Consider the following 19919-nt stretch of genomic DNA (forward strand, 5'->3'; position numbering starts at 1 on the left):
GGGGGACAACGTCACCTTCACGGTGGAGCTGATCAAGCCCATTGCCATGGAGGAAGGTCTGCGCTTCGCCATCCGCGAGGGCGGTCGCACCGTGGGTGCGGGTGTGGTGGCGAAGATTCTCGAGTAAGGAGGCCCTGAATGCCAAAGATTCGTATCAAACTTCGGGGCTTCGACCACAAGAGCTTGGACGCTTCGGCTGCCAAGATTGTGGAAACCGCCCGCCGTAGCGGCGCGCAGGTAGCCGGCCCGGTGCCGCTGCCAACCCGCATCCGCCGCTTTACTGTGCTGCGGGGCCCTTTCAAACATAAAGACAGCCGCGAGCACTTTGAGCTGCGTACCCACAACCGCCTGGTGGACATCACCGACCCCACCCCCAAGACCATCGAGGGGCTTCGCAACCTTGACCTGCCCACCGGCGTCGAGATTGAACTCAAGATGGTAGGAGGCCGCTAATGAAGGGCATCCTTGGAACCAAAGTCGGTATGACCCAGGTCTGGAAGGGCGATAAAGCCGTCCCGGTCACGGTGATTCTGGCAGGGCCCTGTCCTGTGGTGCAGCGCAAAACCGTCGATCGGGATGGCTACGAAGCCGTTCAACTAGGTTTCCAGAGCCAGAAGGCCCAGCGGGTCAACAAGCCGGCCAAGGGGCATTTTGCCAAGGCAGGCGTCGAGCCGGTGAAGTTCCTGCGGGAGCTGCGGGGCTTCAACCCCGAGGGCGATACCGTCACGGTGGGCATTTTCAACCCGGGTGAAATAGTAGATGTCACCGGCACCTCCAAAGGCCACGGCTTTACGGGCGTTATGAAGAAGTGGAACTTTGCGGGTGGGTACGATTCCCACGGCGCTCACAAGGTTCACCGCCACGGTGGCTCGATTGGTAACCGCAAGACCCCGGGCCGGGTTTTCAAAGGCAAGAAGATGGCCGGACGTTGGGGCAACGAAAAAGTGACCATCCAGGGCCTCGAGGTGGTGGATGTGCTCGAGGGCGAGAACCTGATTCTGGTCAAGGGCTCGGTGCCTGGGGCTAACGGTAGCCTGGTGGTGGTGCGTCAGACCAGCAAAGTGCCTGCCCTCAAGGCCGGAAAGGGAGGTAAGTGATGTACAGCCTTCCGGTACTCGGAAGCAACAAGACGGTGGAAGCCGCCCTGCCCGAAAAGGTAAACAGCCACGTGCTCTACGAGGTGGTGCGCTGGCAACTGGCCTCGCGCCGCCGGGGTACTGCCGCTACCAAGACCCGTGGCATGGTGAACTTCACCACCAAGAAGATGTACGGGCAAAAGCACACCGGGCGGGCCCGCCACGGCGACTACGGCGCGCCCATCTTTGTGGGGGGTGGCACGGTTTTCGGCCCGCAACCGCGTGACTACAGCTACACCCTGCCCAAAAAAGTACGCAAGCTGGGGCTGGGTATGGCCCTTGCCGACCGCGCCAAGGAAGGCAAGCTCTTCCTGGTCGAAGACTTCAAGGGCGTGAACGGTAAAACCAAAGAGTTCGTGGCCTGGCTCAAAGCCCACGGCCTCGAGGGCCAGTCCATCCTTTTGGTTACCAGCGACGAGAAAGTGGCCCGCGCTGCCCGCAACCTGCCCAAGGTGCGGGTGCTGGCCCCCGAGGGCCTCAACGTCTACGACATCATGCGCCAGGAAGCCCTGGTGATGGAGGCCAGCGCCTGGGAAGGCGTCCAGGCTCGAGTGAGCCAGGCCGAGGGGGGTGAAGCCTGATGAAAACGCCCCACGACATCATCATCCAGCCCGTCTTGTCGGAGAAAGCCTACGGTCGCTTTGCTGAAGGAACCTATACCTTCTGGGTACACCCCAAAGCCAACAAGACCGAGATTGCCAATGCCGTAGAGGCTGCCTTCAAGGTCAAGGTGGTGCGGGTCAATACCCAGAACACCCTGGGTAAAGACAAGCGCCTGGGCCGCTTTGCCGGCAAGCGCCCCGACCGTAAGAAAGCCATCGTGACGGTGGCTGCCGGGCAGAAGATCGAAGCCCTGGAAGGACTGATCTGATCGGTACGTCCCGATCTTCGGGGGCTTTATCTAAAGGGGGGTGGGAAGTAGGTGGTGGGTTGAAAAGAACAGAAATCAAGCTGCTTTTCCACGCCCCACCGCCCCCACCCAGACCGCCTCGAGACCGAGTGGTGCGACCCGTTTTGCGAGCCGTACCAATGAAGGGGCACAAAATCCACTTGGAACCAGGACGACTCGGTTAGTCCGTATCAGGTGAGAGGAACCAACAATGGCAGTAAAGAAGTTCAGACCCTATACCCCATCGCGCCGCACCATGACGGTGGCGGATTTCTCCGGCCTGACCAAAAAGCGCCCGGAGAAGAGCCTCACTGCCCCGATGAAAAAGACCGGGGGGCGCAACAACCAGGGCCGCACCACCAGCCGGTTCATTTCCGGGGGGCACAAGCAGCTCTACCGCATTATTGACTTCCGCCGCCGGGACAAGGCCGGTATTCCGGCCCGGGTAGCAGCCCTCGAGTACGACCCCAACCGCACCGCGCGTATTGCCCTGCTGTTTTACCGCGACGGCGAAAAGCGCTACATCCTGGCGCCCGATAGCCTGCAGGTCAACAGCACCGTAGTCAGCGGGCCCGAAGCCGCCATCGCGGTGGGGAACGCCTTGCCTCTGCGCTTTATCCCGGTGGGTACGGTGATTCATGCTGTTGAGCTCGAGCCCGGTAAAGGGGCCAAAATGGCCCGCAGCGCGGGCACTAGCGTGCAAGTACAGGGCCGTGAAGGCGATTACGTGATCCTGCGGCTCCCCTCGGGTGAGCTGCGCAAGGTACACGGCGAGTGCTACGCCACTATTGGGGTGGTTTCGAACGCTGACCACAAGAACATTGTGCTTGGGAAAGCCGGTCGCACGCGCCACCTGGGTCGCAAGGGCCATGTACGTGGTACGGTCATGAACCCGGTAGACCACCCGCACGGGGGTGGCGAAGGCCGGGCTCCGCGGGGTCGTCCGCCGGTTTCGCCCTGGGGCCAGCAGGCCAAAGGTCTCAAGACCCGCAAGAAAAAGAAGCCCTCGAGCGCGCTTATCGTGTCTCGTCGCAAGTAGAGGTGAACTATGCCACGCAGCTTGAAAAAAGGAGTCTTTGTGGAAAGCCACCTGCTGGAAAAAGTCGAGGCGATGAACGCCAAAGGCGAAAAGCGGGTGATCAAAACCTGGAGCCGTCGGAGCACCATCGTGCCCGAGATGATTGGCCACACCCTGGCGGTCTACAACGGCAAGCAACACGTGCCGGTCTATATCACCGAGCAGATGGTCGGGCATAAGTTGGGCGAATTCTCGCCCACCCGTACCTACAGGGGTCATAGCCGCGAGGCCAAGACCGCCGCCAAGAAGTAAAAGGGGGAGCGATGGAAGCCAATAAACGTCTCAAAAAAGGCGAGCGCAGCGATATTCGCAAAGACCTGCGCGATGTGCACCACCCCGGCGCGGCGGGCTTGCAGCGCTACGCCAGGATGTCGTTGCGCCAGCAAAGCGAGGCCCTCAAGGCCGAGACCCCCCATACCTACGCCCGGGCTACCGCCCGGTACGTGCGGATGTCGCCGCAAAAGGTGCGCCTGGTAGTAGACCTGATTCGGGGCAAGAAACTGGAGGAGGCCCGCGCCATCCTCAAGTACACCCCGCACCGTGCCTCGGAGATTGTGGCTAAGGTGCTCGAGTCGGCAGCTGCTAACGGCATGAACGATGACCGCAAGAATATGATCGAAGACCAGATCTTCGTCAAGGCAGCCTATGTGGACGAGGGCCCGGCCATCAAGCGGATGCTGCCAAGGGCCCGCGGCAGCGCTAACATGATCAAGAAGCGTACCAGCCATATCACCATCATCGTGGGGGAGAAAAATGGGTAATAAGATTAATCCCGTAGGCTTGCGCCTGGGCATTACCCGCGAGTTTGAGTCGCGCTGGTACGCAGGCAAGAAGTCTTATGCCAAGCTGGTTCAGGATGACCGCCTGATTCGCCAAACCATCGAGGACGAGCTGCGTCCGGCGGGCCTGGCCCGTATAGATATTGAACGCGCCGCCGACAACATCGCCATCACCGTGTATGCGGCCAAGCCCGGCGTGGTGATTGGGCGGGGTGGCGAAACCATCAAGCGCCTGCGCGAAACCTTGCAAAACAAGTTTCCCGGCAAAACCGTCGCCCTGAACGTTCAGGAAGTGGGCAATCCCAACCTATCCGCTCCTCTGGTTGCCCAGCGTGTGGCCGAACAGATCGAACGCCGTTTTGCTGTGCGCCGCAGCATCAAACAGGCTGTGCAGCGAGTGCGCGAATCCGGCGCCCAGGGGGCCAAAATTGTGGTCTCGGGGCGCATTGGCGGCGCTGAGCAGGCCCGTGTGGAGTGGGCCGCTGAGGGCCGGGTGCCCCTGCATACCCTGCGGGCCAACATTGACTATGGCACGGCTCGCGCCGAGACCACCTACGGTTCGCTGGGGGTCAAGGCCTATGTCTTCATGGGTGAGGTGATTGGCGGTAAGAAGATTGTGCCGGGTGCTGCGCCCTCAGCACGTCCGGCGGCTCCCAAGCGTGACCGCGAGGACAGCAAGCCCCGTCGCCGCTCGGCGGTACGCAAGGCCGGGGCTGGCGCCAAGGAAGGTGAGTAAAGCATGTTGATGCCCAAACGCATGAAATACCGCAAGGCCCACCGGGGCCGGATGCGGGGTACCGCCAAAGGGGGCGACTATGTGGCCTTTGGCGAGTGGGGCCTGGTAGCCATGGAGCCTAACTGGGTTACCAGCCAGCAAATCGAAGCAGCCCGCGTGGCGATGGTGCGCCACTTCCGCCGTGGGGGCAAGATTTTCATTCGCATCTTCCCCGACAAGCCCTATACCAAGAAGCCCCTGGAAGTCCGGATGGGTAAGGGAAAGGGGAATGTGGAGGGTTATGTGGCGGTGGTGAAGCCGGGCCGGGTGATGTTTGAAGTCTCCGGCGTAACCGAAGAACAGGCCCGGGAAGCCCTTCGTCTGGCCGGGCACAAACTGCCCATGCAAACCAAGGTGGTGAGACGCGATGCCTACGACGAAGCCCAGTGAGCTGCGCAAGCTGCCGGTGTCGGAGCTGCAAAAGCGAATACAGGACACCAAGAAAGAACTGATGGAGCTGCGCTTTCAATCCAGCATTGGGCAGCTAGACAAAAACCATCGGGTAAGTCAAGCCAAGCGCGAGATTGCCCGCATGCTAACTGTGCTGAGCGAGAAAGCCAGGGGGGTTGAAGCGGGCGAGGCCGAAGCCAAGCCTGCCCCGGTCCAGAAGCCCCGCGCCAAGAAAGCCTGAGGAAAGGAGCTTACATGCCTAAAAAAGTTCTAACCGGCGTGGTGGTGAGCGACAAGGCGCAGAAGACCGTTACGGTACTGGTCGAGCGCCAGATGCAGCACCCGCTTTATGGCAAGGTCATCAAGCAATCCAAAAAGTACCTTGCCCACGACGAGAACGACCAGTACAAACTGGGCGATATTGTCGAGATCAGGGAAGCAACCCCCATCTCAAAAAAGAAGAAATTTGTAGTGGTGGGTCGCCTCGAGGAAGGTCGCATGGATCTGGTCGAGCGCTACCTGCTGCGCAAGGAGCGTGGTAAAGCGTGATTCAGCAAGAAACCGTGCTGGAAGTCGCCGACAACACCGGCGCGCGCAAAATCGCCTGTATCCGGGTGATGGGCGGTCACTACCGCAAGTACGCCAGTGTCGGCGATGTGATTGTGGCCTCGGTCAAGGAAGCCATCCCCCGGGGTATGGTCAAGGAAGGGGATGTGGTCAAAGCCGTGGTGGTGCGGACGGCCAAGGAAATCCGTCGTCAGGACGGTTCTTCCATTCGTTTCGACACCAATGCCGCCGTCATCATCAACCCCCAGAACGAGCCCCGTGGAACCCGTGTGTTTGGCCCGGTGGCCCGTGAGCTGCGGGAGCGCGGCTTCATGAAGATTGTTTCGCTAGCACCCGAGGTGCTCTGACCTGTAGATGGGGTGGCGGGTTCTTGCCGTAGGCAAGTTGTTTCCGATACACGGGAGGCTTTCGGGGTCTCCTGTCCCGCGCCCGGCTTGCGGGGTTAAACCGAATGGCTCCGCAAGCTCCCAGTGAAGGATGCTTTTCAGGGCGGTTTCTGGTACACTTTTCATTTGGTGTCTAGGACTTGGCTGTCTGGGCCCTGGAGCAAAATCGGAGGAATAATGTCCAAGGTACACGTCAAAAAAGGGGATACCGTAGTGGTTCTTTCCGGCAAGGAAGGACTGCGTGGTAAGACCGGCAAAGTCAAGGCCGTCATGCCCAAGGAGGGTATGGTGGTGGTAGAGGGGTTGAACCTGATTAAACGCGCGGTGCGCCCCAACCCCCGCAACCCCCAGGGGGGCTTTATCGAGAGTGAAGCGCCGATCCATGCTTCGAAAGTCATGCCGATCTGCCCGAGCTGCGAAAAGCCGACCCGTATCCGCAAGAGGGTGCTACCCGACGGTACCAAGGCACGTGTCTGCGCCAAGTGTGATGGCGTGCTGGATACCAAATAAGGGGGTTGTGAATGCCTTTAGAAGTTGCCCTCAAGAAACGCTATGCCGAAGAGATTCGTCCTGAGCTGATGAAGCGCTTTGGCTACACCAACATCATGGCAGTGCCCCGCCTGGTCAAAATCGTGGTGAACCAGGGGTTGGGTGAGGCTAAGGAAGATAGCCGCATCCTGGAGAAGGCGGGCAAAGAACTGGCCGTCATCACGGGTCAACAGCCCGCTATCACCCGCGCCAAGAAGTCCATCTCTAACTTCAAGCTGCGCCAGGGGATGCCCATCGGTCTGCGAGTCACGCTGCGCGGTGACCGGATGTGGATATTCGCCGAGAAGCTCATCCACATTGCGCTCCCCCGTATCCGCGACTTCCGCGGGGTTAATCCGGGTGCTTTTGATGGTCGCGGTAACTACAACTTGGGCCTGCGTGAGCAGGCTATCTTCCCTGAAATCACCTTTGATATGGTAGACACGGTGCGGGGGATGGATATTGCAGTAGTCACCACGGCCAAGACCGATGAGGAGGCCAAGGCCCTGCTGGAGCTTCTAGGGTTCCCGTTCCGGAAATAAGCGTGAGTCCTGTTGCGATTTGCTTTTAGAAAGGAGGTGAAACCATGGCTAAGAAATCCCAGGTCGAGAAGATGAAGCGCAAGCTGAAAACCATCGCCAAGTATGCGGCCAAGCGGGCGGCCCTCAAAGCAGCGGGCGATTACGCTGCCCTGGCCGAGCTGCCCCGCGATGCCAGCCCGACCCGCCACAAGAACCGCTGCGCGGTGACGGGCCGTTCCAAGGCCTACTTGCGTTACTTTGGCATCTCGCGTCTGCAGTTCCGCGAAATGGCCCACAAAGGTCAGTTGCCGGGTGTCAAGAAAGCCAGCTGGTAAGGATGGTTTGGTAGGTCGGAGAGTTTTCACCGATACCGCCAGGCCCATCTCGAGGGTGCCTTCTGCGGATGTTCTGAGCTGATTGGTTGGCTAGATTTGGCCAAGACCGGGCTCCGCAAACTTCCAGCACAAACAGAGCCACCCCAGAAGAAGGAGATTCTGTAATGCTCAGTGATCCAATTGCCGATATGCTGACCCGGATTCGCAACGGAGTCCAGGTCTACAAGGAGAGCGTGGATGTGCCTGCTTCCAAGTTCAAGCAGCAGATCGCCAGCATCCTTGTCAAGGAAGGTTTTCTCAAGGGGATGGAACAGATTGAGGTTGAGGGCAAGCCCTACCTCCGCCTGATCCTCAAGTATGGCCCCCGCCGCGAGAAGGTAATCCAGCACATCCAGCGGGTGAGCCGCCCGGGCCGCCGGGTATACGTGACCGCCGAGAATGTGCCCAATGTGCGTCGTGGGCTAGGGTTGGCGATTGTCTCGACCTCCAAAGGGCTGTTGCCCGACCGCGAAGCCCGCAAGCTCGGCGTGGGCGGCGAAGTAATCTGCGAGGTGTGGTAACCCCACCCCAATTTGAGCTATCCCCGAGAGTAGCGCTGGGACTTGAGTGACTCGGCCCACAGCGACAATAGCGCTCAAATCGGGGGCCATCAAGGAGAAATAGAACATGTCTCGAATTGGAAAACAACCCATCACCTTGCCCAAGGGTGTGACCGTGGAGGTCTCTAGTGGGCTGGTAAAGGTCAAGGGGGCCAAGGGTGAGCTGACCGTGCCGGTTCACCCCGACCTGATCGTCAAAAACGAAAATGGCGCCGTTACCGTAAGCCGGCCCTCGGATAGCCGTATGCACCGGAGCCTGCACGGTTTAACCCGCACCCTGATTGCCAATGCTGTGCAGGGGGTTTCGGCGGGTTACGTGAAGGAAATGGTAATTAGCGGTACGGGTTATCGTGCGGCCATGCAGGGAAAGAACCTCGAGCTCACCGTGGGGCATAGCCATAAAGACATTGTCGCCCCGCCTGCCGGCATCACCTTCGAGGTGCCCGAACCCACCAAAATCCGAGTTGTGGGCATTGATAAGCAACTGGTAGGACAGGTGGCTGCGAATGTGCGTTCGATTCGCCCCCCCGATGCCTACCACGCCAAGGGCATTCGTTACGCCGACGAGGTAATCAAGACCAAGCCTGGCAAGACTGCGGGCAAATAGACCCATCCCGCCACTCGTCTAGAGCGGGATATGGGTGTCATCAGGAAGGAGAATCTGTGGCTCGTTTGTCCACTGAAGACCGCCGCAAGTTCCGGGTACGCAACGCTGTCAAAGCCTCGGGCCGTCTGCGCCTCAGCGTTCACCGCAGCTTGAAGCACATCTACGCACAAATCATTGACGACAGTAAAGGGGAGACCCTGGCCGCCGCCTCGAGCAAATCCCTCAAGCTTTCGGGCAACAAGACCGAGGTCGCCCGGAAAGTGGGCGTTGCCATCGCCGAAGCAGCCAAGGCCAAGGGGATTGCTCAGGTGGTTTTTGACCGGGGTCCGTTCAAGTACCATGGGCGCGTCAAGGCGCTGGCCGAAGGTGCGCGCGAAGGGGGACTGGAGTTCTAGCTGATAGCCTATAGCTAAGCGGCTATTTGCTATCAGCGTTAGCCTCCAAAGGAGCTAACATGCCTGAAACCGATTTTGAAGAAAAGATGATTTTTGTGCGCCGTACCTCCAAAACCTACCAGGGGGGTCGTCGCTTCCGCTTTGGGGCTTTGGTGGCGGTTGGAGACCGGCAAGGCCGGGTTGGCCTGGGCCTGGGTAAGGCCAAAGAAGTCCCGATGGCGGTGCAAAAAGCCAACAACTATGCCAAACGCGATATGGTCGAGGTGCCCTTGCACAACGGCACCATTCCCCACGAAATCAGCGTGACCTGGGGGTCTTCGACCATTCTGCTGCGCCCTGCAGCGCCGGGTACGGGCGTAATCGCAGGCCAGGTGCCCCGCGCCATCCTCGAGCTGGCCGGCATTACCGACATCCTGACCAAGGAGCTGGGCTCCCGCAATGCGGTCAACATTGCCTATGCCACCATGGAAGCCCTGCGCCAGCTCCAGACCTGGGACGATGTTAAGCGTCTTCGCAAAGCCCCGGCCAAGCCGGAGGAGGTGGTCTGATGGCTACCGTCAAGGTTCGGCTGGTCAAAAGCCCCATCGGCTATCCAAAAGACCAGAAAGCCGCCCTCAAGGTACTGGGTCTGACCAAGATGAACCGCGTACGTGAAGTGCAGGATAACCCCGCCATGCGCGGTCAGATTCGCAAGGTGGCCCATCTGGTGGAGGTGCTGGAATGAAGCTTACCGATATTCGCCCCAACGAGGGGGCTAACAAAAGCCGTAAGCGCGTGGGTCGGGGCCCTGGCTCGGGCAAAGGTAAAACCGCCGGGCGTGGCCACAAAGGTCAGAAATCCCGTTCGGGCGGCCTCAAAAACCCGGCCCGCTTTGAAGGTGGCCGCTCCACCTTGCTGATGCGCCTGCCCAAACGCGGCATGAAAGGCGACTCCCACGGCGAACTCAAGCGGGTGGAATACCAGGTGGTCAACCTTGGCGCCATCGCCAAGCACTTCACTTCCGGTGAAGTAAGCCCCGAAGCCCTGGCAAAGGCGGGCCTGGTGCGCCCTGGCTATCCCGTTAAGGTGCTCGCTCAGGGAGATGCCAGCGGTGTCAAGGTGCATGCCCACAAGTTCTCGCAAGCGGCGGTAGAAAAGCTCAAGGCTGCGGGTGGCGAAGCGGTTGTGCTCGAGGGGGCCTAAGATGCTCGCGGCCTTCCGCTCCGCCATCATCATCCCCGAGCTGCGTAAACGCATTTTGTTTACGCTTCTGGTGCTGGCGTTGTATCGGTTGGGTACCTTCATTCCCACCCCTGGGGTGGACATCAGCAAAATCCGCGAGTTCCTGGGTACGCAGGCGGGTAGCGCGCTGGGTCTCATCAACCTGTTCTCCGGTGGCAACTTCGAGCAGTTCTCGATTTTTGCCCTGGGCATCATGCCCTACATTACCGCCGCCATCATTATGCAGCTTCTGGTCACGGTTATTCCGGCCCTGGAAAAGCTGCAAAAAGAAGGGGAAGAAGGCCGTCGCATCATCACCCAGTACACCCGCTATGCCGGTATTGCCCTGGGGGCGGTACAGGGTTTGTTCCTGGCCACGGCCTTCCTGGGCTCCAACAATGGGGCTTTCTTGCTGCCCGGCTGGGAACCCGGCTTCTTCTTCTACTTTGTGGTGGTCATCACCCAGGTAGCCGGCATTGCCCTGTTGCTCTGGATGGCCGAGCGGATCACCGAGTACGGTATCGGCAATGGCACCAGTATGGTAATTTTTGCCGGCATCGTGGCTTCCTGGCTGCCACAACTGGGCCGCACCTTTGGCCTGGTGCGTACCGGCGAGGTGAACCTGATTGCCCTCCTGATCTTCCTGGCCTTTATCGTGCTGGCTTTTGCGGCGATGGCGGCAGTGCAGCAAGCCGAGCGGCGCATCCCGGTGCAGTACGCCCGCAAGCAGGTAGGCCGCAAGATGTTCGGTGGGCAGGCCACCTACATTCCCATCAAACTCAATGCGGCAGGGGTTATCCCCATTATCTTTGCAGCAGCCCTGCTCCAGCTCCCCCTCTTTATCACCGGGGTATTTCCAGATTCGCCGGTAGCTCAGGGGGTGGCCAACTTCTTCACTCCCAATCGCTTCCCGGGTCTCCTGATCGAAGTGCTCCTCATCATCGGCTTTACCTACGTGTACACCGCCGTGCAGTTCGACCCGCGCCGCATTTCGGAGAACCTGCGTGAGTATGGGGGTTTTATCCCAGGTATTCGCCCTGGCGACCCCACCGTGAAGTTCCTGGAGCACATTGTTTCCCGCCTGACGTTGTGGGGGGCCATCTTCCTGGGCATTGTGGCAGCCCTGCCCACCATCATGCAGAACGTGACGGGCGTGACTACCCTGGCTTTTCACTTCTCGGGCATCAGCCTCTTGATTGTGGTGGGGGTTGCGCTGGACACCTTGCGCCAGATAGAGGCTCAGTTGCAGATGCGCAACTACGAGGGCTTTTTGTCCAAGGGCCGCTTGCGCGGGCGCACGCGCTGAGGTACTGGGTGGGTGAGCGGTGCTTCCGAGGCCACAGGGTAGTGTGCGGCGTCAAGGATCTGGGATAAAAGGGCCGAAGGTTTTGGCCAGCAGCTATTACGGCCCGATCGGACTGAACTTGTAACCAACCCCAAAAGTAGCGGGAACCAAGATAAGGAGACGATTGAGATATGGCAGAGGCGGTCATCTTCCTAGGCCCCCCTGGTGCGGGCAAAGGTACCCAGGCCAAGCGCCTGGCCTCCGAGATGGGGTTCAAGCAGCTTTCGACTGGCGATATCTTGCGCAGCCACGTGGCCCGCGGCACCGAGCTGGGCAGGCTGGCCAAGCCCATTATGGATGCTGGCAAGCTGGTTCCCGACGAGATTATTCTGGGGCTTATTGGAGCAGAACTGGCCGCCATGCCCGACCCCAGGGTCATCTTTGATGGTTTTCCCCGCACCCTGGCCCAGGCGGAAGCCCTGGACAAGCTTTTGCAAGAGCAGCGTATTCGCTTGCTGGGGGTTTTGCTGGTAACCGCCCCTGAAGATGAGCTGGTGCGGCGCTTGCTGGGCCGGGCGTTGGAGGAAGGTCGCTCGGACGACAACGAGGAGACCATCCGGGCCCGCATGCTCGAGTACCGGCAGAAAACCCAGCCCCTGGTGGACTACTACCAAAAAACCGGCAGCCTGAAGGAAATTAACGGGCTGGGCAGGGTGGAGGAGGTCTACCGGGCAATCCAGGAGGCCCTGGGACTCCCGACGGTGTAGGGGTTTTGGGCAGTAGAGCTTAGCGGATTTTGACTATGGCCATCCACATCAAGTCGCCCTGGGAAATCGAGAAGATGACCAAAACCGGTCAGCTTCACACCGCCATCTTTGCCGAGGTGGAGCCGCATATTCGGCCTGGGGTGAGTACCCTCGAGCTCGACCAGATAATCCTGCGGGCCATTGAGCGAGTGGGGGGCAAAGCCCCCCAGATCGGCTACCGGGCGGGTGGGTCGGTGCCCTATCCCAGCGCTACCTGTATGTCCATTGATGATGTGGTGGTGCACGGCTTTCCTTCCAAGCGCCCCTTGCAGGAAGGGGAACTCTTGAAGATTGATTTCCTCTTCACCCATGATGGTTACACCACCGATATGGCCCGCACCTATGCCGTGGGCAAGGTTTCGCCCGAAGCCCAGAAGCTGATGCAGGTGACCGAAGAAGCCTTCTGGTTGGGTCTGGAACTCATGCAGCCGGGCAAGCGCATTGGGGATGTGGCTGCCGCCGTGCAGGACTTTGTGGAGCGCCAAAATGGCTTGTGGTGTATCCGCGAGATGGTGGGGCACGGTGTGGGGCGCGAGCTGCACGAAGACCCCCAGGTGCCCAACTACGGCGACCCTGGCAAAGGCCCCAAACTGCGCCCCGGTATGACCCTGGCTTTTGAGCCGATGGTTGCTTTGTACCCTGCCAAGATGGTAATATTGGCGGATGGTTGGACGGCCACGGTTGGCAAAGGCAACCTGGCGGCCCACTACGAAAACACGGTGCTGATTACCGAGTCTGGCCCTCGCCTCCTGACGGGGAGCCAGAAATCTGTGCCGGTCGGGCGGTAGCCGGGATTCGCGCTGAGGAGGAGATGCTTGGCCAAGGAAAAAGACACAATTCGAGCCGAAGGGGTTATCAGCGAGGCCCTGCCCAACACCACGTTTCGGGTGCAGCTTGATAATGGCCCCGAAATTCTCTGCTACATCTCGGGCAAGATGCGCATGAACTATATCCGCATTCTGCCCGGAGACCGGGTGGTGGTCGAAATTACCCCCTACGACCCTACGCGGGGCCGGATTGTCTACAGAAGGTAGATATAGGGCCACGCCCACATGAAGGAGTCACCATGAAAGTGCGTACCTCAGTCAAGAAAATGTGCGATAAGTGCAAGGTCATCAAGCGCCACGGGCGTGTGTACGTGATCTGCGAAGACCCTACCCACAAGCAGCGTCAAGGCTGATTGAGAATCCCGGAAGGAGGTGAATGAATGGCTCGTATTTCTGGTGTGGAAATCCCCCGCAACAAGCGCGTGGACATTGCCCTGACCTACGTGTATGGGGTGGGCCCGGCCCGTGCGAAAGAGGCCCTGGCGGCTACCAATGTCAATCCGGCTACCCGGGTCAAAGACCTGAGCGAGGCCGAGGTGGCCAGGTTGCGTGAGTTTGTGGAGAACACCTACAAGCTCGAGGGTGAACTGCGCGCCGAGGTGGCTGGCAACATCAAGCGCCTGATGGATATCGGTTGCTACCGTGGTCTGCGTCACCGTCGGGGGCTGCCCGTGCGGGGTCAGCGTACCCGTACCAACGCTCGCACCCGCAAGGGGCCGCGCAAGACCGTGGCGGGTAAGAAAAAGGCTCCCCGCAAGTAGTGGAACCTGGGTGTTGGGATCAAGCCCCATCCCCAGCCTCTGAAAAAGCTGGAACGTAGATGCGCCAACCGCGCATTGTGTACACGCCAGTTGAGACTCCTGATCAGGCTCCACCCCCATTTTCGTGTGGAGCAAACGCGAGGAGAGTATGGCTGAGAAAAAAACTTCAACCAGTCGTAAGAAAAAGGTCAAACGCCAGGTAACAGCAGGCCGGGCGTTTATCCACGCCTCCTACAACAACACCATTGTGACCATTACCGATACCAACGGTCACCCGGTTACCTGGTCGTCGGGTGGCGTGATTGGCTACAAGGGTAGCCGTAAAGGCACACCCTACGCGGCGCAGTTGGCGGCGATGGATGCGGCCAAGAAAGCCCAAAGCTTTGGGATGAGCAGCGTGGAAGTGGTGGTGCGGGGCACGGGAGCAGGCCGGGAGCAGGCCATCCGGGCTTTGCAGGCCAGTGGGCTGCAGGTGCGCTCGATTGTGGACGACACCCCCCTACCGCACAACGGCTGCCGTCCCCGCAAGAAGTTCCGTAAAACGGTCTAAAGTATCGCTGCTGGGGTGAAACTTTGGTTCCCTGCTTCACCCTGCATGCTTCGGGAACCCGGTTGGGAACGCAGCACGAACAAACTGACTTCCTGACCGATGGAGGAGTAGAGAATGGGTCGTTATAGAGGGCCAATCGTAAAAGTGGCACGTCACCTTGGGGTGAACGTGGCCGAGACCGAAAAAGTTCAAAAGTATCTGGATCGCCGCCCCTATGCGCCGGGTCAGCACGGCCAGAAGCGCCGGGGTCGCCCCTCCGATTTTGCAGTGCGCCTGCGCGAGAAGCAAAAACTGCGCTTCATCTACGATGTCTCGGAAACGCAGTTCCGCAACCTCTTCGAAGAGGCCAGCCGCAAGAAGGGCGTGACCGGTACGGTGTTTCTGCAACTGCTGGAGAGCCGTCTGGACAACGTGGTGTTCCGCATGGGCATTGCCTCCACTCGCCGCCAGGCCCGTCAGTTTGTGCGCCACGGCCACATCCTGGTCAATGGTAAGCGGGTTACGGTTCCGGGCTATCGGTTGCGCCAGGGCGATGAGATCAAGGTATCGGAAAAAGCCAAAAAGATGGATTTCATCGTTCAAAACGTTGAGCGTTTCAAAAACCGCAAGACCTTCCCCTGGCTTGAGTTCAACGCCGATACCATGACCGGGCGTTTCCTGCGCGTACCCGAGCGGGAGATGCTTTCGTTGCCGGTCAACGAACAGTTGGTGATTGAGTTCTACTCCCGATAGCCCATCGCTCATAGCCGTTAGCCGATAGCAAACCGCCAAGCGCCATTCGCTATCAGCTGTTGACACCTCCGAGGAGGTTCTAGTTTGGAAACCACCAAGACCAAAGCCCCCGTTTTTAACGCCCGTATTGACGGAAACTACGGCGAGTTTGTGCTCGAGCCCCTCGAGCGGGGTTTCGGCGTCACCCTGGGCAACCCCCTGCGCCGGATTTTGCTTTCCTCGATTCCTGGTACGGCCGTCACCAGCGTCTACATTGAAGACGTGCTGCACGAGTTCTCCACCATTCCAGGGGTCAAGGAAGACGCTATTCAGCTTATCCTGAACCTCAAGGAGCTGGTGGTGCGGTTTGCCAGCCCCGGCATTGGCCCCAAGACCCTCACCCTAAGGGCTACCGGCCCCAAAGTGGTGTATGCCCGCGACCTCGAGTGCCCCCCGGATGCTGAAATCGTCAACCCAGACCAGTACATTGCTACCCTGGAAGAGAAGGGCAAACTGGTCATGGAGGTGAGGGTAGATGAAGGAACGGGCTATGTGCCTGCTGAAAAACACGGCATCAAAGACCGTATCTCCTCGATTCCAGTGGATGCCCTCTACTCCCCCGTGCGCCGGGTGGCCTACCAGGTCGAGGATACCCGTCTGGGCCAGCGTACCGACCTGGACAAGCTGACCCTGCGGATCTGGACCAATGGTGCGGTTTCGCCCATGGACGCGCTGCAAAAATCGGTGACCATCCTGCGCGAACAGCTTGGCTTCTTTGACCAGTCGCCGGTGGTGCGGGTTGAGCATAAGCCCGCTCCGGCAGCCGCTGCGACCCCCGCCGCGCCCATCTCGCCAGCGCCCCCGGTTGCCACGGGGGTCGGACTGACCCTGGACGACCTGGGCCTGACCACCCGCGTCCTCCACAACCTGAAGGAAGAAGGCATCGAGAGTGTGGAAAGCCTCCTGGCCCTCTCGGAGCGCGAGCTCAAGAAGGTGCCGGGCATCGGCGACCGCAGCCTGCAAGAGATCAAGGACTGCCTGGCCCAGCACGGGCTGGTAATGAAAGACTAGCGTCGAGGCTACTGGGTCGGGCGTCCAAAGCGCTAGACCCTTGACTCTGGGCCCTCGACGCTCTGAAGGAGCAAAGATGCGTCACAGGAAAGCTGGAAGAAAACTCAATCGGAACTCCTCGCATCGCGTGGCGCTGTTCCGAAACCTCGCCAAGAGCCTGTTGCTCTCGGAGGAGGGTAGAATCACCACCACCATCCCCAAGGCCAAGGAGCTGGCGGGCTACATGGACAACCTGATTTCCACCGCCAAAAAAGCCCCTACTCTGACTGTGCCCGACAATGTGCGCTTTACCAAGCGCAGGGACAAGAACGGTCAGGAGCTGCCGCTTCAGGAAGGCGAGCGCATGGCCACCCCCGAAGAGCTGGCCGCTTACGCCCGGCGCAACCACCTGCGCCGTCAGGTATTGCGTGACCTGCACGACCCCAAGCTGGTCAAAAAGCTGTTTGAGGAAATCGCCCCCAGGTACGCCGACCGTCCGGGCGGTTATACCCGCGTCCTCAAACTGGCGGAGCGCCGCCGGGGGGACGGCACGCAACTGGCCCTGGTGGAGTTGGTTAAGTAGAGGGGCCGTCACCGGGCAGGGTGGGTCATGCCGCCCTGCTTTTTTATTGCGCCCTTCACAGACGCGGCTGCCCACGCTTGGGTTTCGAGTTTCCAGGCGGCCACAGTTCTTTATGGCAAGGCTTTCTTGAAGTCGGATGGCGCAAAATATGTGAAGAACCACCTATCGATTGGCCTTGATGCCCAGGGCTTCCAAAGCCTTTTCCATAGGCAGGTCGCGCCCGTTATTGGCGAGCTGCTCGAGGGAATTTTCCACTACAAAGTCCGGGGTGGCTCGAGCCGGATAGGGGGAGCCATCGGCGAAGAAAGCGCGGTTATAGGAGATGCTCAAGGCTCCGCCGTTGATCAGGTTGAGGGGGCGGGTGGTGGTGTTGCCGATGCCCAGGGTAGCCACTCCCACCAGGGGTGCTAGTCTGGCTTTCTGAATGGCGGAAGCCAGGTACTCCCCGCCGGAGGCGGTGTTTTCGTCTATCAGCACCACCAGCGGGCCGCGCCAGCGGGCCAGCAGGGGCAGGTTGGCGGTTTCGTTCTGGCCGTTGCGGGTTACGATAAGACGCCCGTCGCGGATGCGGAACTCGGTGCGCTCGGTCTGGTAGCGGTCTACCAGGGCCACAAAAGGCTCCTCCAGGAAAGCCGCCGCCGAGTAGATCATCTCGTTGAGCAGACCCCCACTGTTACCGCGCAACTCCAGAATGAGCGCCCGGGCGTTTTTCTGCTGGGCCTCCCGCACCAGCTCGTGCACCCGGCGGCCTACCTGCCCCTGGGCATCGAAATCGGGGATTTTGAGCACCGCCACCCCGTCGGGCCTTATTTTGAGGGAGGGGAAGCGGGCCAGGTTGATTTCGCGGCCCTGCAAGGTAATCTCGAGGCGCTGGCGTTCTGGCCCCCGCAGGATGGTGAGCACCACTGGGCGGCCTGTCTGCACGGCCTGTACCAAAAACTGAGCTGCTTGGTTGTCATCGGGGAGCTCGCTCAGCAAGCGGCCATTGACGGCGATGATGCGGTCACCGTAGGCCAGCCCGGCTTCGTCAGCGGGGCCACCCTCTATCACATCTACCACTAGGCGGTCGCGTGAACCCGGAATGGGCAGGTGGGTCACGCCGATGCGAAGGGTGCGGGAGGGGGCGTTGCCCTGGCGGCTCTCGCGGGTTCCCCGCAGGGCCTCCGGGCTCAGGTAGTAGGTGTGGTTGTCGTTCAGCTCGCCTATCATGCGCTGGATGATGGGCACCGCCTGGTCGTAGGGGCAGGTGTCTTTTTGAAGCCCACAGGCGCGATCCAGCTCGCTCTGGTAGCGGGCGGTAAGCTCCTTGAGGTTCAGCGTAGAGGGGCCGTTGTAGTAGAACTCTACATAAAAACTGGCTTGATCGAAGAGGTCTTGGGCGGGCGAGGCCAGCGAGAGCGAGCCAAGCACCAGGGCCAGCGTTGCAAGCAGTTTGCGCATAGCATCCACCTACCGCAGCATTTCCAGGGCGCGTTCCAGCACCACATCACGCCCCGAGATCAGGGCATCCAGGTCGTCTACTACCGCTACATCCGGGGTTACCCTAAGGGGGAAGGGGGAACCGTCCAGGTTGCGCATCCGTAGCGAAGAGACCGCAATAAACTCGCCATTGAGCAAGGGGCCTTCAGCGCTGCCCGACATGCCGAGGGCACCCGCAGTGGGTTCGCCCACCACCTTGGCCCGGCCTGCAACTTGCAGGAAATAGGCCAGCATCTCAGCAGAGTTAAAGGTGTTGCGGTTGACCAGCACCACCACCGGAAGCCGGGCCAGATAGGGCCGCTCTACCGCGCTTTGTTCCTCTTTGTCGCCACCTTCGGGCTGTACGAACAGCTTGCCGTTTTCGACGGTGTGGGTTTCGTCCTGCCCCTGGAAGCGTCGGTCGTAGATGAACCCCCCCTTACCGGTAAAGGCGGCGGCTCCTAGCAGGGCTTCGGAGTCGTAGCCGGTGAGGGCGTCGCGCAGGTCGATCACCATGCCCCGGGCCCCGGCCTGTTCGGCCCGGCGGGCGGCGTCGTGGATGCGTTCGGCGGTGGAGTAGTTGTCGGAGCTGTACAGATGATAAATGCGCAGGTAGGCGATGTTGTTGTTGATTTCGAGCCTGGGCTGCATGGTGGCCTCGGCTACCCGGGGGGTGAGGTTCACGGTGCGGGCATTGCCCTGGCGGCTGTAGCTCAGGCTAACGGTATTGCGGGCGGCTTCCGCGGCGCTCAGCCGGGCCAGGGTGGCGGGTTGCCCGCCGATCTGGGTAATCAGGTCGCCGCGCCGCAAGCCCGCCTCGAAGGCGGGTTCGCCGGGGAAGGCCTCGCTCACCACCAGTCCCCTGGGAGTCTCGCGCACCCAGACCCCGATTCGGGGTGCAGCCGGCCCCAGCCCGGCGCCATAACGCTGATCGTCAATGAGCTGGTCGCGGGTCATCAGCACCGTAAAGGGGTCGGCAATGTCCTGCACGATGCGAGTGATGACCTGCCTGGCCTTGTCGAAGCCGCACCGGTCTCGCTCGAGGGCGCAGAGCTGGTCGAGCTGAGGCTGGTACTGCCGCCGGAGCTCCCGAAAGCTGGCGACTCTGGCAGGGCCGTTGTAATAAAAACCAATCAGAAAGGTAGCCTGGTCGAATAAGTCCTGGGCGGGCGAGGCCAGTGCCGGACTGACCATTCCGAATACCAGTACACTGCTGAGCAACATTTGTTGCAGGGTCATGCTTCAATATAAGCAAGAAAATGTTAAACGAATGGTAGATTGACCCGGATTGTGGGAAGCTCGAGGCCGAGGGCTGAAAGCAAGAGGTCACAAGAGGTCAATAGCCGATAGTCAATCGTCTATGGCTAGATGGCAGTGCAATACAAAGTACGATTTCATCGCCGGGTTTTGGTGGAAAGCCGATTGCGGAAAGCAGAGGGTCTTGTAAACAAAAATCCCTAGAGCATGTCTGAATAGGTTATCAAGGGAAAAAGGGGTAGTTTGGTGTTTGCTATGACCAACTACCCCAGCGATCTTAGCACAAAGGAATACGAGCTGTTGAAGCCCCTGCTGCCCGCAGGCTTTTATCATAATCACATATGAAAGCTGTCTCCATCCCCAGTCCGTTGCCGTATCTAGCCCAGATACCCGATTCCCGCGAGTACTTGAAAACCCATCATCGCTGGCAAGACCTGCTGCTGATC

At 60.0% G+C, this 19919-nt stretch carries 33 protein-coding genes and 1 pseudogene; 32 read left to right on the plus strand and 2 right to left on the minus strand.

Going from position 1 to position 19919, the window contains the following annotated elements; translation table 11 throughout:
• The 32 genes and pseudogenes from tuf to J3L12_RS15485 all read left to right on the plus strand — a co-directional run.
• Positions 1-127 (plus strand): annotated as a pseudogene (gene tuf, locus J3L12_RS15330) (elongation factor Tu); the annotation flags it as partial.
• An 11-nt stretch (positions 128-138) separates the two neighbouring features.
• On the plus strand, positions 139-453 hold the full coding sequence (gene rpsJ / locus J3L12_RS15335) for a 30S ribosomal protein S10 (protein WP_119340854.1): 315 nt from the start codon (positions 139-141) through the stop codon (positions 451-453).
• Positions 453-1097: a 50S ribosomal protein L3 gene (gene rplC, locus J3L12_RS15340; RefSeq protein WP_208015926.1), complete on the plus strand. Its 645-nt coding sequence runs from the start codon at positions 453-455 to the stop codon at positions 1095-1097. Before rpsJ ends, rplC begins: the two co-directional genes overlap by 1 nt.
• On the plus strand, positions 1097-1717 hold the full coding sequence (rplD, locus tag J3L12_RS15345) for a 50S ribosomal protein L4 (protein ID WP_208015927.1): 621 nt from the start codon (positions 1097-1099) through the stop codon (positions 1715-1717). Before rplC ends, rplD begins: the two co-directional genes overlap by 1 nt.
• Positions 1717-2007 carry a 50S ribosomal protein L23 gene (locus J3L12_RS15350; RefSeq protein WP_208015928.1) on the plus strand — a complete coding sequence of 97 codons (291 nt, stop codon included), beginning with the start codon at positions 1717-1719 and terminating at the stop codon, positions 2005-2007. The genes rplD and J3L12_RS15350 overlap by 1 nt, the downstream gene beginning before the upstream one ends.
• Positions 2008-2236: 229 nt before the next feature.
• A complete protein-coding gene (gene rplB / locus J3L12_RS15355; protein WP_208015929.1) occupies positions 2237-3064 on the plus strand; it encodes a 50S ribosomal protein L2 in 828 nt (275 codons plus the stop codon).
• A gap of 9 nt (positions 3065-3073) precedes the next feature.
• Complete coding sequence (rpsS, locus tag J3L12_RS15360) at positions 3074-3355, plus strand: 30S ribosomal protein S19 (RefSeq protein WP_208015930.1); 282 nt, start codon at positions 3074-3076, stop codon at positions 3353-3355.
• A gap of 116 nt (positions 3356-3471) precedes the next feature.
• On the plus strand, positions 3472-3864 hold the full coding sequence (gene rplV, locus J3L12_RS15365; RefSeq protein ID WP_208015955.1) for a 50S ribosomal protein L22: 393 nt from the start codon (positions 3472-3474) through the stop codon (positions 3862-3864).
• Entirely contained in the window at positions 3857-4618 is a 762-nt protein-coding gene (gene rpsC, locus J3L12_RS15370) for a 30S ribosomal protein S3 (protein ID WP_208015931.1), read from the plus strand. Before rplV ends, rpsC begins: the two co-directional genes overlap by 8 nt.
• Before the next feature lie 3 nt (positions 4619-4621).
• Positions 4622-5047, plus strand: coding sequence for a 50S ribosomal protein L16 (gene rplP / locus J3L12_RS15375; RefSeq protein ID WP_208015932.1), 426 nt, complete (start codon positions 4622-4624; stop codon positions 5045-5047).
• Entirely contained in the window at positions 5025-5288 is a 264-nt protein-coding gene (gene rpmC / locus J3L12_RS15380) for a 50S ribosomal protein L29 (protein ID WP_208015933.1), read from the plus strand. Before rplP ends, rpmC begins: the two co-directional genes overlap by 23 nt.
• 14 nt (positions 5289-5302) lie before the next feature.
• Positions 5303-5596 (plus strand): 30S ribosomal protein S17, encoded by a 294-nt coding sequence (rpsQ, locus tag J3L12_RS15385; protein ID WP_208015934.1) that lies wholly within the window; start codon positions 5303-5305, stop codon positions 5594-5596.
• The gene (gene rplN / locus J3L12_RS15390; protein ID WP_208015935.1) at positions 5593-5961 is read left to right on the plus strand and encodes a 50S ribosomal protein L14; all 369 of its coding nucleotides are present in this window, start codon (positions 5593-5595) and stop codon (positions 5959-5961) included. Before rpsQ ends, rplN begins: the two co-directional genes overlap by 4 nt.
• Positions 5962-6174: 213 nt before the next feature.
• A complete protein-coding gene (gene rplX, locus J3L12_RS15395) occupies positions 6175-6510 on the plus strand; it encodes a 50S ribosomal protein L24 (protein WP_208015956.1) in 336 nt (111 codons plus the stop codon).
• An 11-nt stretch (positions 6511-6521) separates the two neighbouring features.
• Positions 6522-7070, plus strand: coding sequence for a 50S ribosomal protein L5 (gene rplE, locus J3L12_RS15400; protein ID WP_208015936.1), 549 nt, complete (start codon positions 6522-6524; stop codon positions 7068-7070).
• 44 nt (positions 7071-7114) lie between these two features.
• Entirely contained in the window at positions 7115-7384 is a 270-nt protein-coding gene (rpsN, locus tag J3L12_RS15405) for a 30S ribosomal protein S14 (RefSeq protein WP_208015937.1), read from the plus strand.
• Between the two features lie 164 nt (positions 7385-7548).
• On the plus strand, positions 7549-7944 hold the full coding sequence (gene rpsH / locus J3L12_RS15410; protein ID WP_208015938.1) for a 30S ribosomal protein S8: 396 nt from the start codon (positions 7549-7551) through the stop codon (positions 7942-7944).
• 106 nt (positions 7945-8050) lie between these two features.
• Positions 8051-8590 (plus strand): 50S ribosomal protein L6, encoded by a 540-nt coding sequence (gene rplF / locus J3L12_RS15415; protein WP_208015939.1) that lies wholly within the window; start codon positions 8051-8053, stop codon positions 8588-8590.
• Positions 8591-8646: 56 nt separating this feature from the next.
• Positions 8647-8985 (plus strand): 50S ribosomal protein L18, encoded by a 339-nt coding sequence (gene rplR, locus J3L12_RS15420; RefSeq protein ID WP_208015940.1) that lies wholly within the window; start codon positions 8647-8649, stop codon positions 8983-8985.
• Between the two features lie 59 nt (positions 8986-9044).
• Positions 9045-9533, plus strand: a complete 489-nt coding sequence (gene rpsE, locus J3L12_RS15425) for a 30S ribosomal protein S5 (RefSeq protein WP_208015941.1) — start codon at positions 9045-9047, stop codon at positions 9531-9533.
• The gene (rpmD, locus tag J3L12_RS15430; RefSeq protein WP_208015942.1) at positions 9533-9709 is read left to right on the plus strand and encodes a 50S ribosomal protein L30; all 177 of its coding nucleotides are present in this window, start codon (positions 9533-9535) and stop codon (positions 9707-9709) included. Before rpsE ends, rpmD begins: the two co-directional genes overlap by 1 nt.
• Positions 9706-10167 carry a 50S ribosomal protein L15 gene (gene rplO, locus J3L12_RS15435; RefSeq protein WP_208015943.1) on the plus strand — a complete coding sequence of 154 codons (462 nt, stop codon included), beginning with the start codon at positions 9706-9708 and terminating at the stop codon, positions 10165-10167. Before rpmD ends, rplO begins: the two co-directional genes overlap by 4 nt.
• A gap of 1 nt (position 10168) precedes the next feature.
• Entirely contained in the window at positions 10169-11491 is a 1323-nt protein-coding gene (secY, locus tag J3L12_RS15440) for a preprotein translocase subunit SecY (RefSeq protein ID WP_208015944.1), read from the plus strand.
• A gap of 170 nt (positions 11492-11661) precedes the next feature.
• On the plus strand, positions 11662-12237 hold the full coding sequence (locus J3L12_RS15445) for an adenylate kinase (RefSeq protein ID WP_208015945.1): 576 nt from the start codon (positions 11662-11664) through the stop codon (positions 12235-12237).
• 35 nt (positions 12238-12272) lie between these two features.
• Positions 12273-13064 carry a type I methionyl aminopeptidase gene (gene map / locus J3L12_RS15450; protein WP_208015946.1) on the plus strand — a complete coding sequence of 264 codons (792 nt, stop codon included), beginning with the start codon at positions 12273-12275 and terminating at the stop codon, positions 13062-13064.
• Positions 13065-13091: 27 nt separating this feature from the next.
• On the plus strand, positions 13092-13310 hold the full coding sequence (gene infA, locus J3L12_RS15455; RefSeq protein ID WP_208015947.1) for a translation initiation factor IF-1: 219 nt from the start codon (positions 13092-13094) through the stop codon (positions 13308-13310).
• A gap of 32 nt (positions 13311-13342) precedes the next feature.
• Positions 13343-13456, plus strand: a complete 114-nt coding sequence (rpmJ, locus tag J3L12_RS15460) for a 50S ribosomal protein L36 (protein WP_013014843.1) — start codon at positions 13343-13345, stop codon at positions 13454-13456.
• A gap of 27 nt (positions 13457-13483) precedes the next feature.
• Positions 13484-13864, plus strand: a complete 381-nt coding sequence (gene rpsM, locus J3L12_RS15465) for a 30S ribosomal protein S13 (protein ID WP_208015948.1) — start codon at positions 13484-13486, stop codon at positions 13862-13864.
• Positions 13865-14012: 148 nt separating this feature from the next.
• Positions 14013-14414: a 30S ribosomal protein S11 gene (gene rpsK / locus J3L12_RS15470; protein WP_208015949.1), complete on the plus strand. Its 402-nt coding sequence runs from the start codon at positions 14013-14015 to the stop codon at positions 14412-14414.
• 114 nt (positions 14415-14528) lie between these two features.
• A complete protein-coding gene (rpsD, locus tag J3L12_RS15475) occupies positions 14529-15146 on the plus strand; it encodes a 30S ribosomal protein S4 (protein ID WP_208015950.1) in 618 nt (205 codons plus the stop codon).
• Between the two features lie 84 nt (positions 15147-15230).
• Positions 15231-16196, plus strand: coding sequence for a DNA-directed RNA polymerase subunit alpha (locus J3L12_RS15480; RefSeq protein WP_208015951.1), 966 nt, complete (start codon positions 15231-15233; stop codon positions 16194-16196).
• 76 nt (positions 16197-16272) lie between these two features.
• Positions 16273-16758, plus strand: coding sequence for a L17 family ribosomal protein (locus J3L12_RS15485; protein ID WP_208015952.1), 486 nt, complete (start codon positions 16273-16275; stop codon positions 16756-16758).
• A 162-nt stretch (positions 16759-16920) separates the two neighbouring features.
• On the opposite strand, the gene J3L12_RS15490 is transcribed toward J3L12_RS15485, so the two are convergent.
• Both J3L12_RS15490 and J3L12_RS15495 read right to left on the minus strand, forming a co-directional pair.
• The gene (locus tag J3L12_RS15490) at positions 16921-18198 is read right to left on the minus strand and encodes a S41 family peptidase (RefSeq protein WP_208015953.1); all 1278 of its coding nucleotides are present in this window, start codon (positions 18196-18198) and stop codon (positions 16921-16923) included.
• 9 nt (positions 18199-18207) lie between these two features.
• Positions 18208-19455, minus strand: coding sequence for a S41 family peptidase (locus J3L12_RS15495; RefSeq protein WP_208015954.1), 1248 nt, complete (start codon positions 19453-19455; stop codon positions 18208-18210).
• Between the last annotated feature and the right edge of the window lie 464 nt (positions 19456-19919).

It is taken from the genome of Meiothermus sp. CFH 77666 (genome assembly GCF_017497985.1).
In the GTDB taxonomy this organism is placed as follows: domain Bacteria; phylum Deinococcota; class Deinococci; order Deinococcales; family Thermaceae; genus Meiothermus.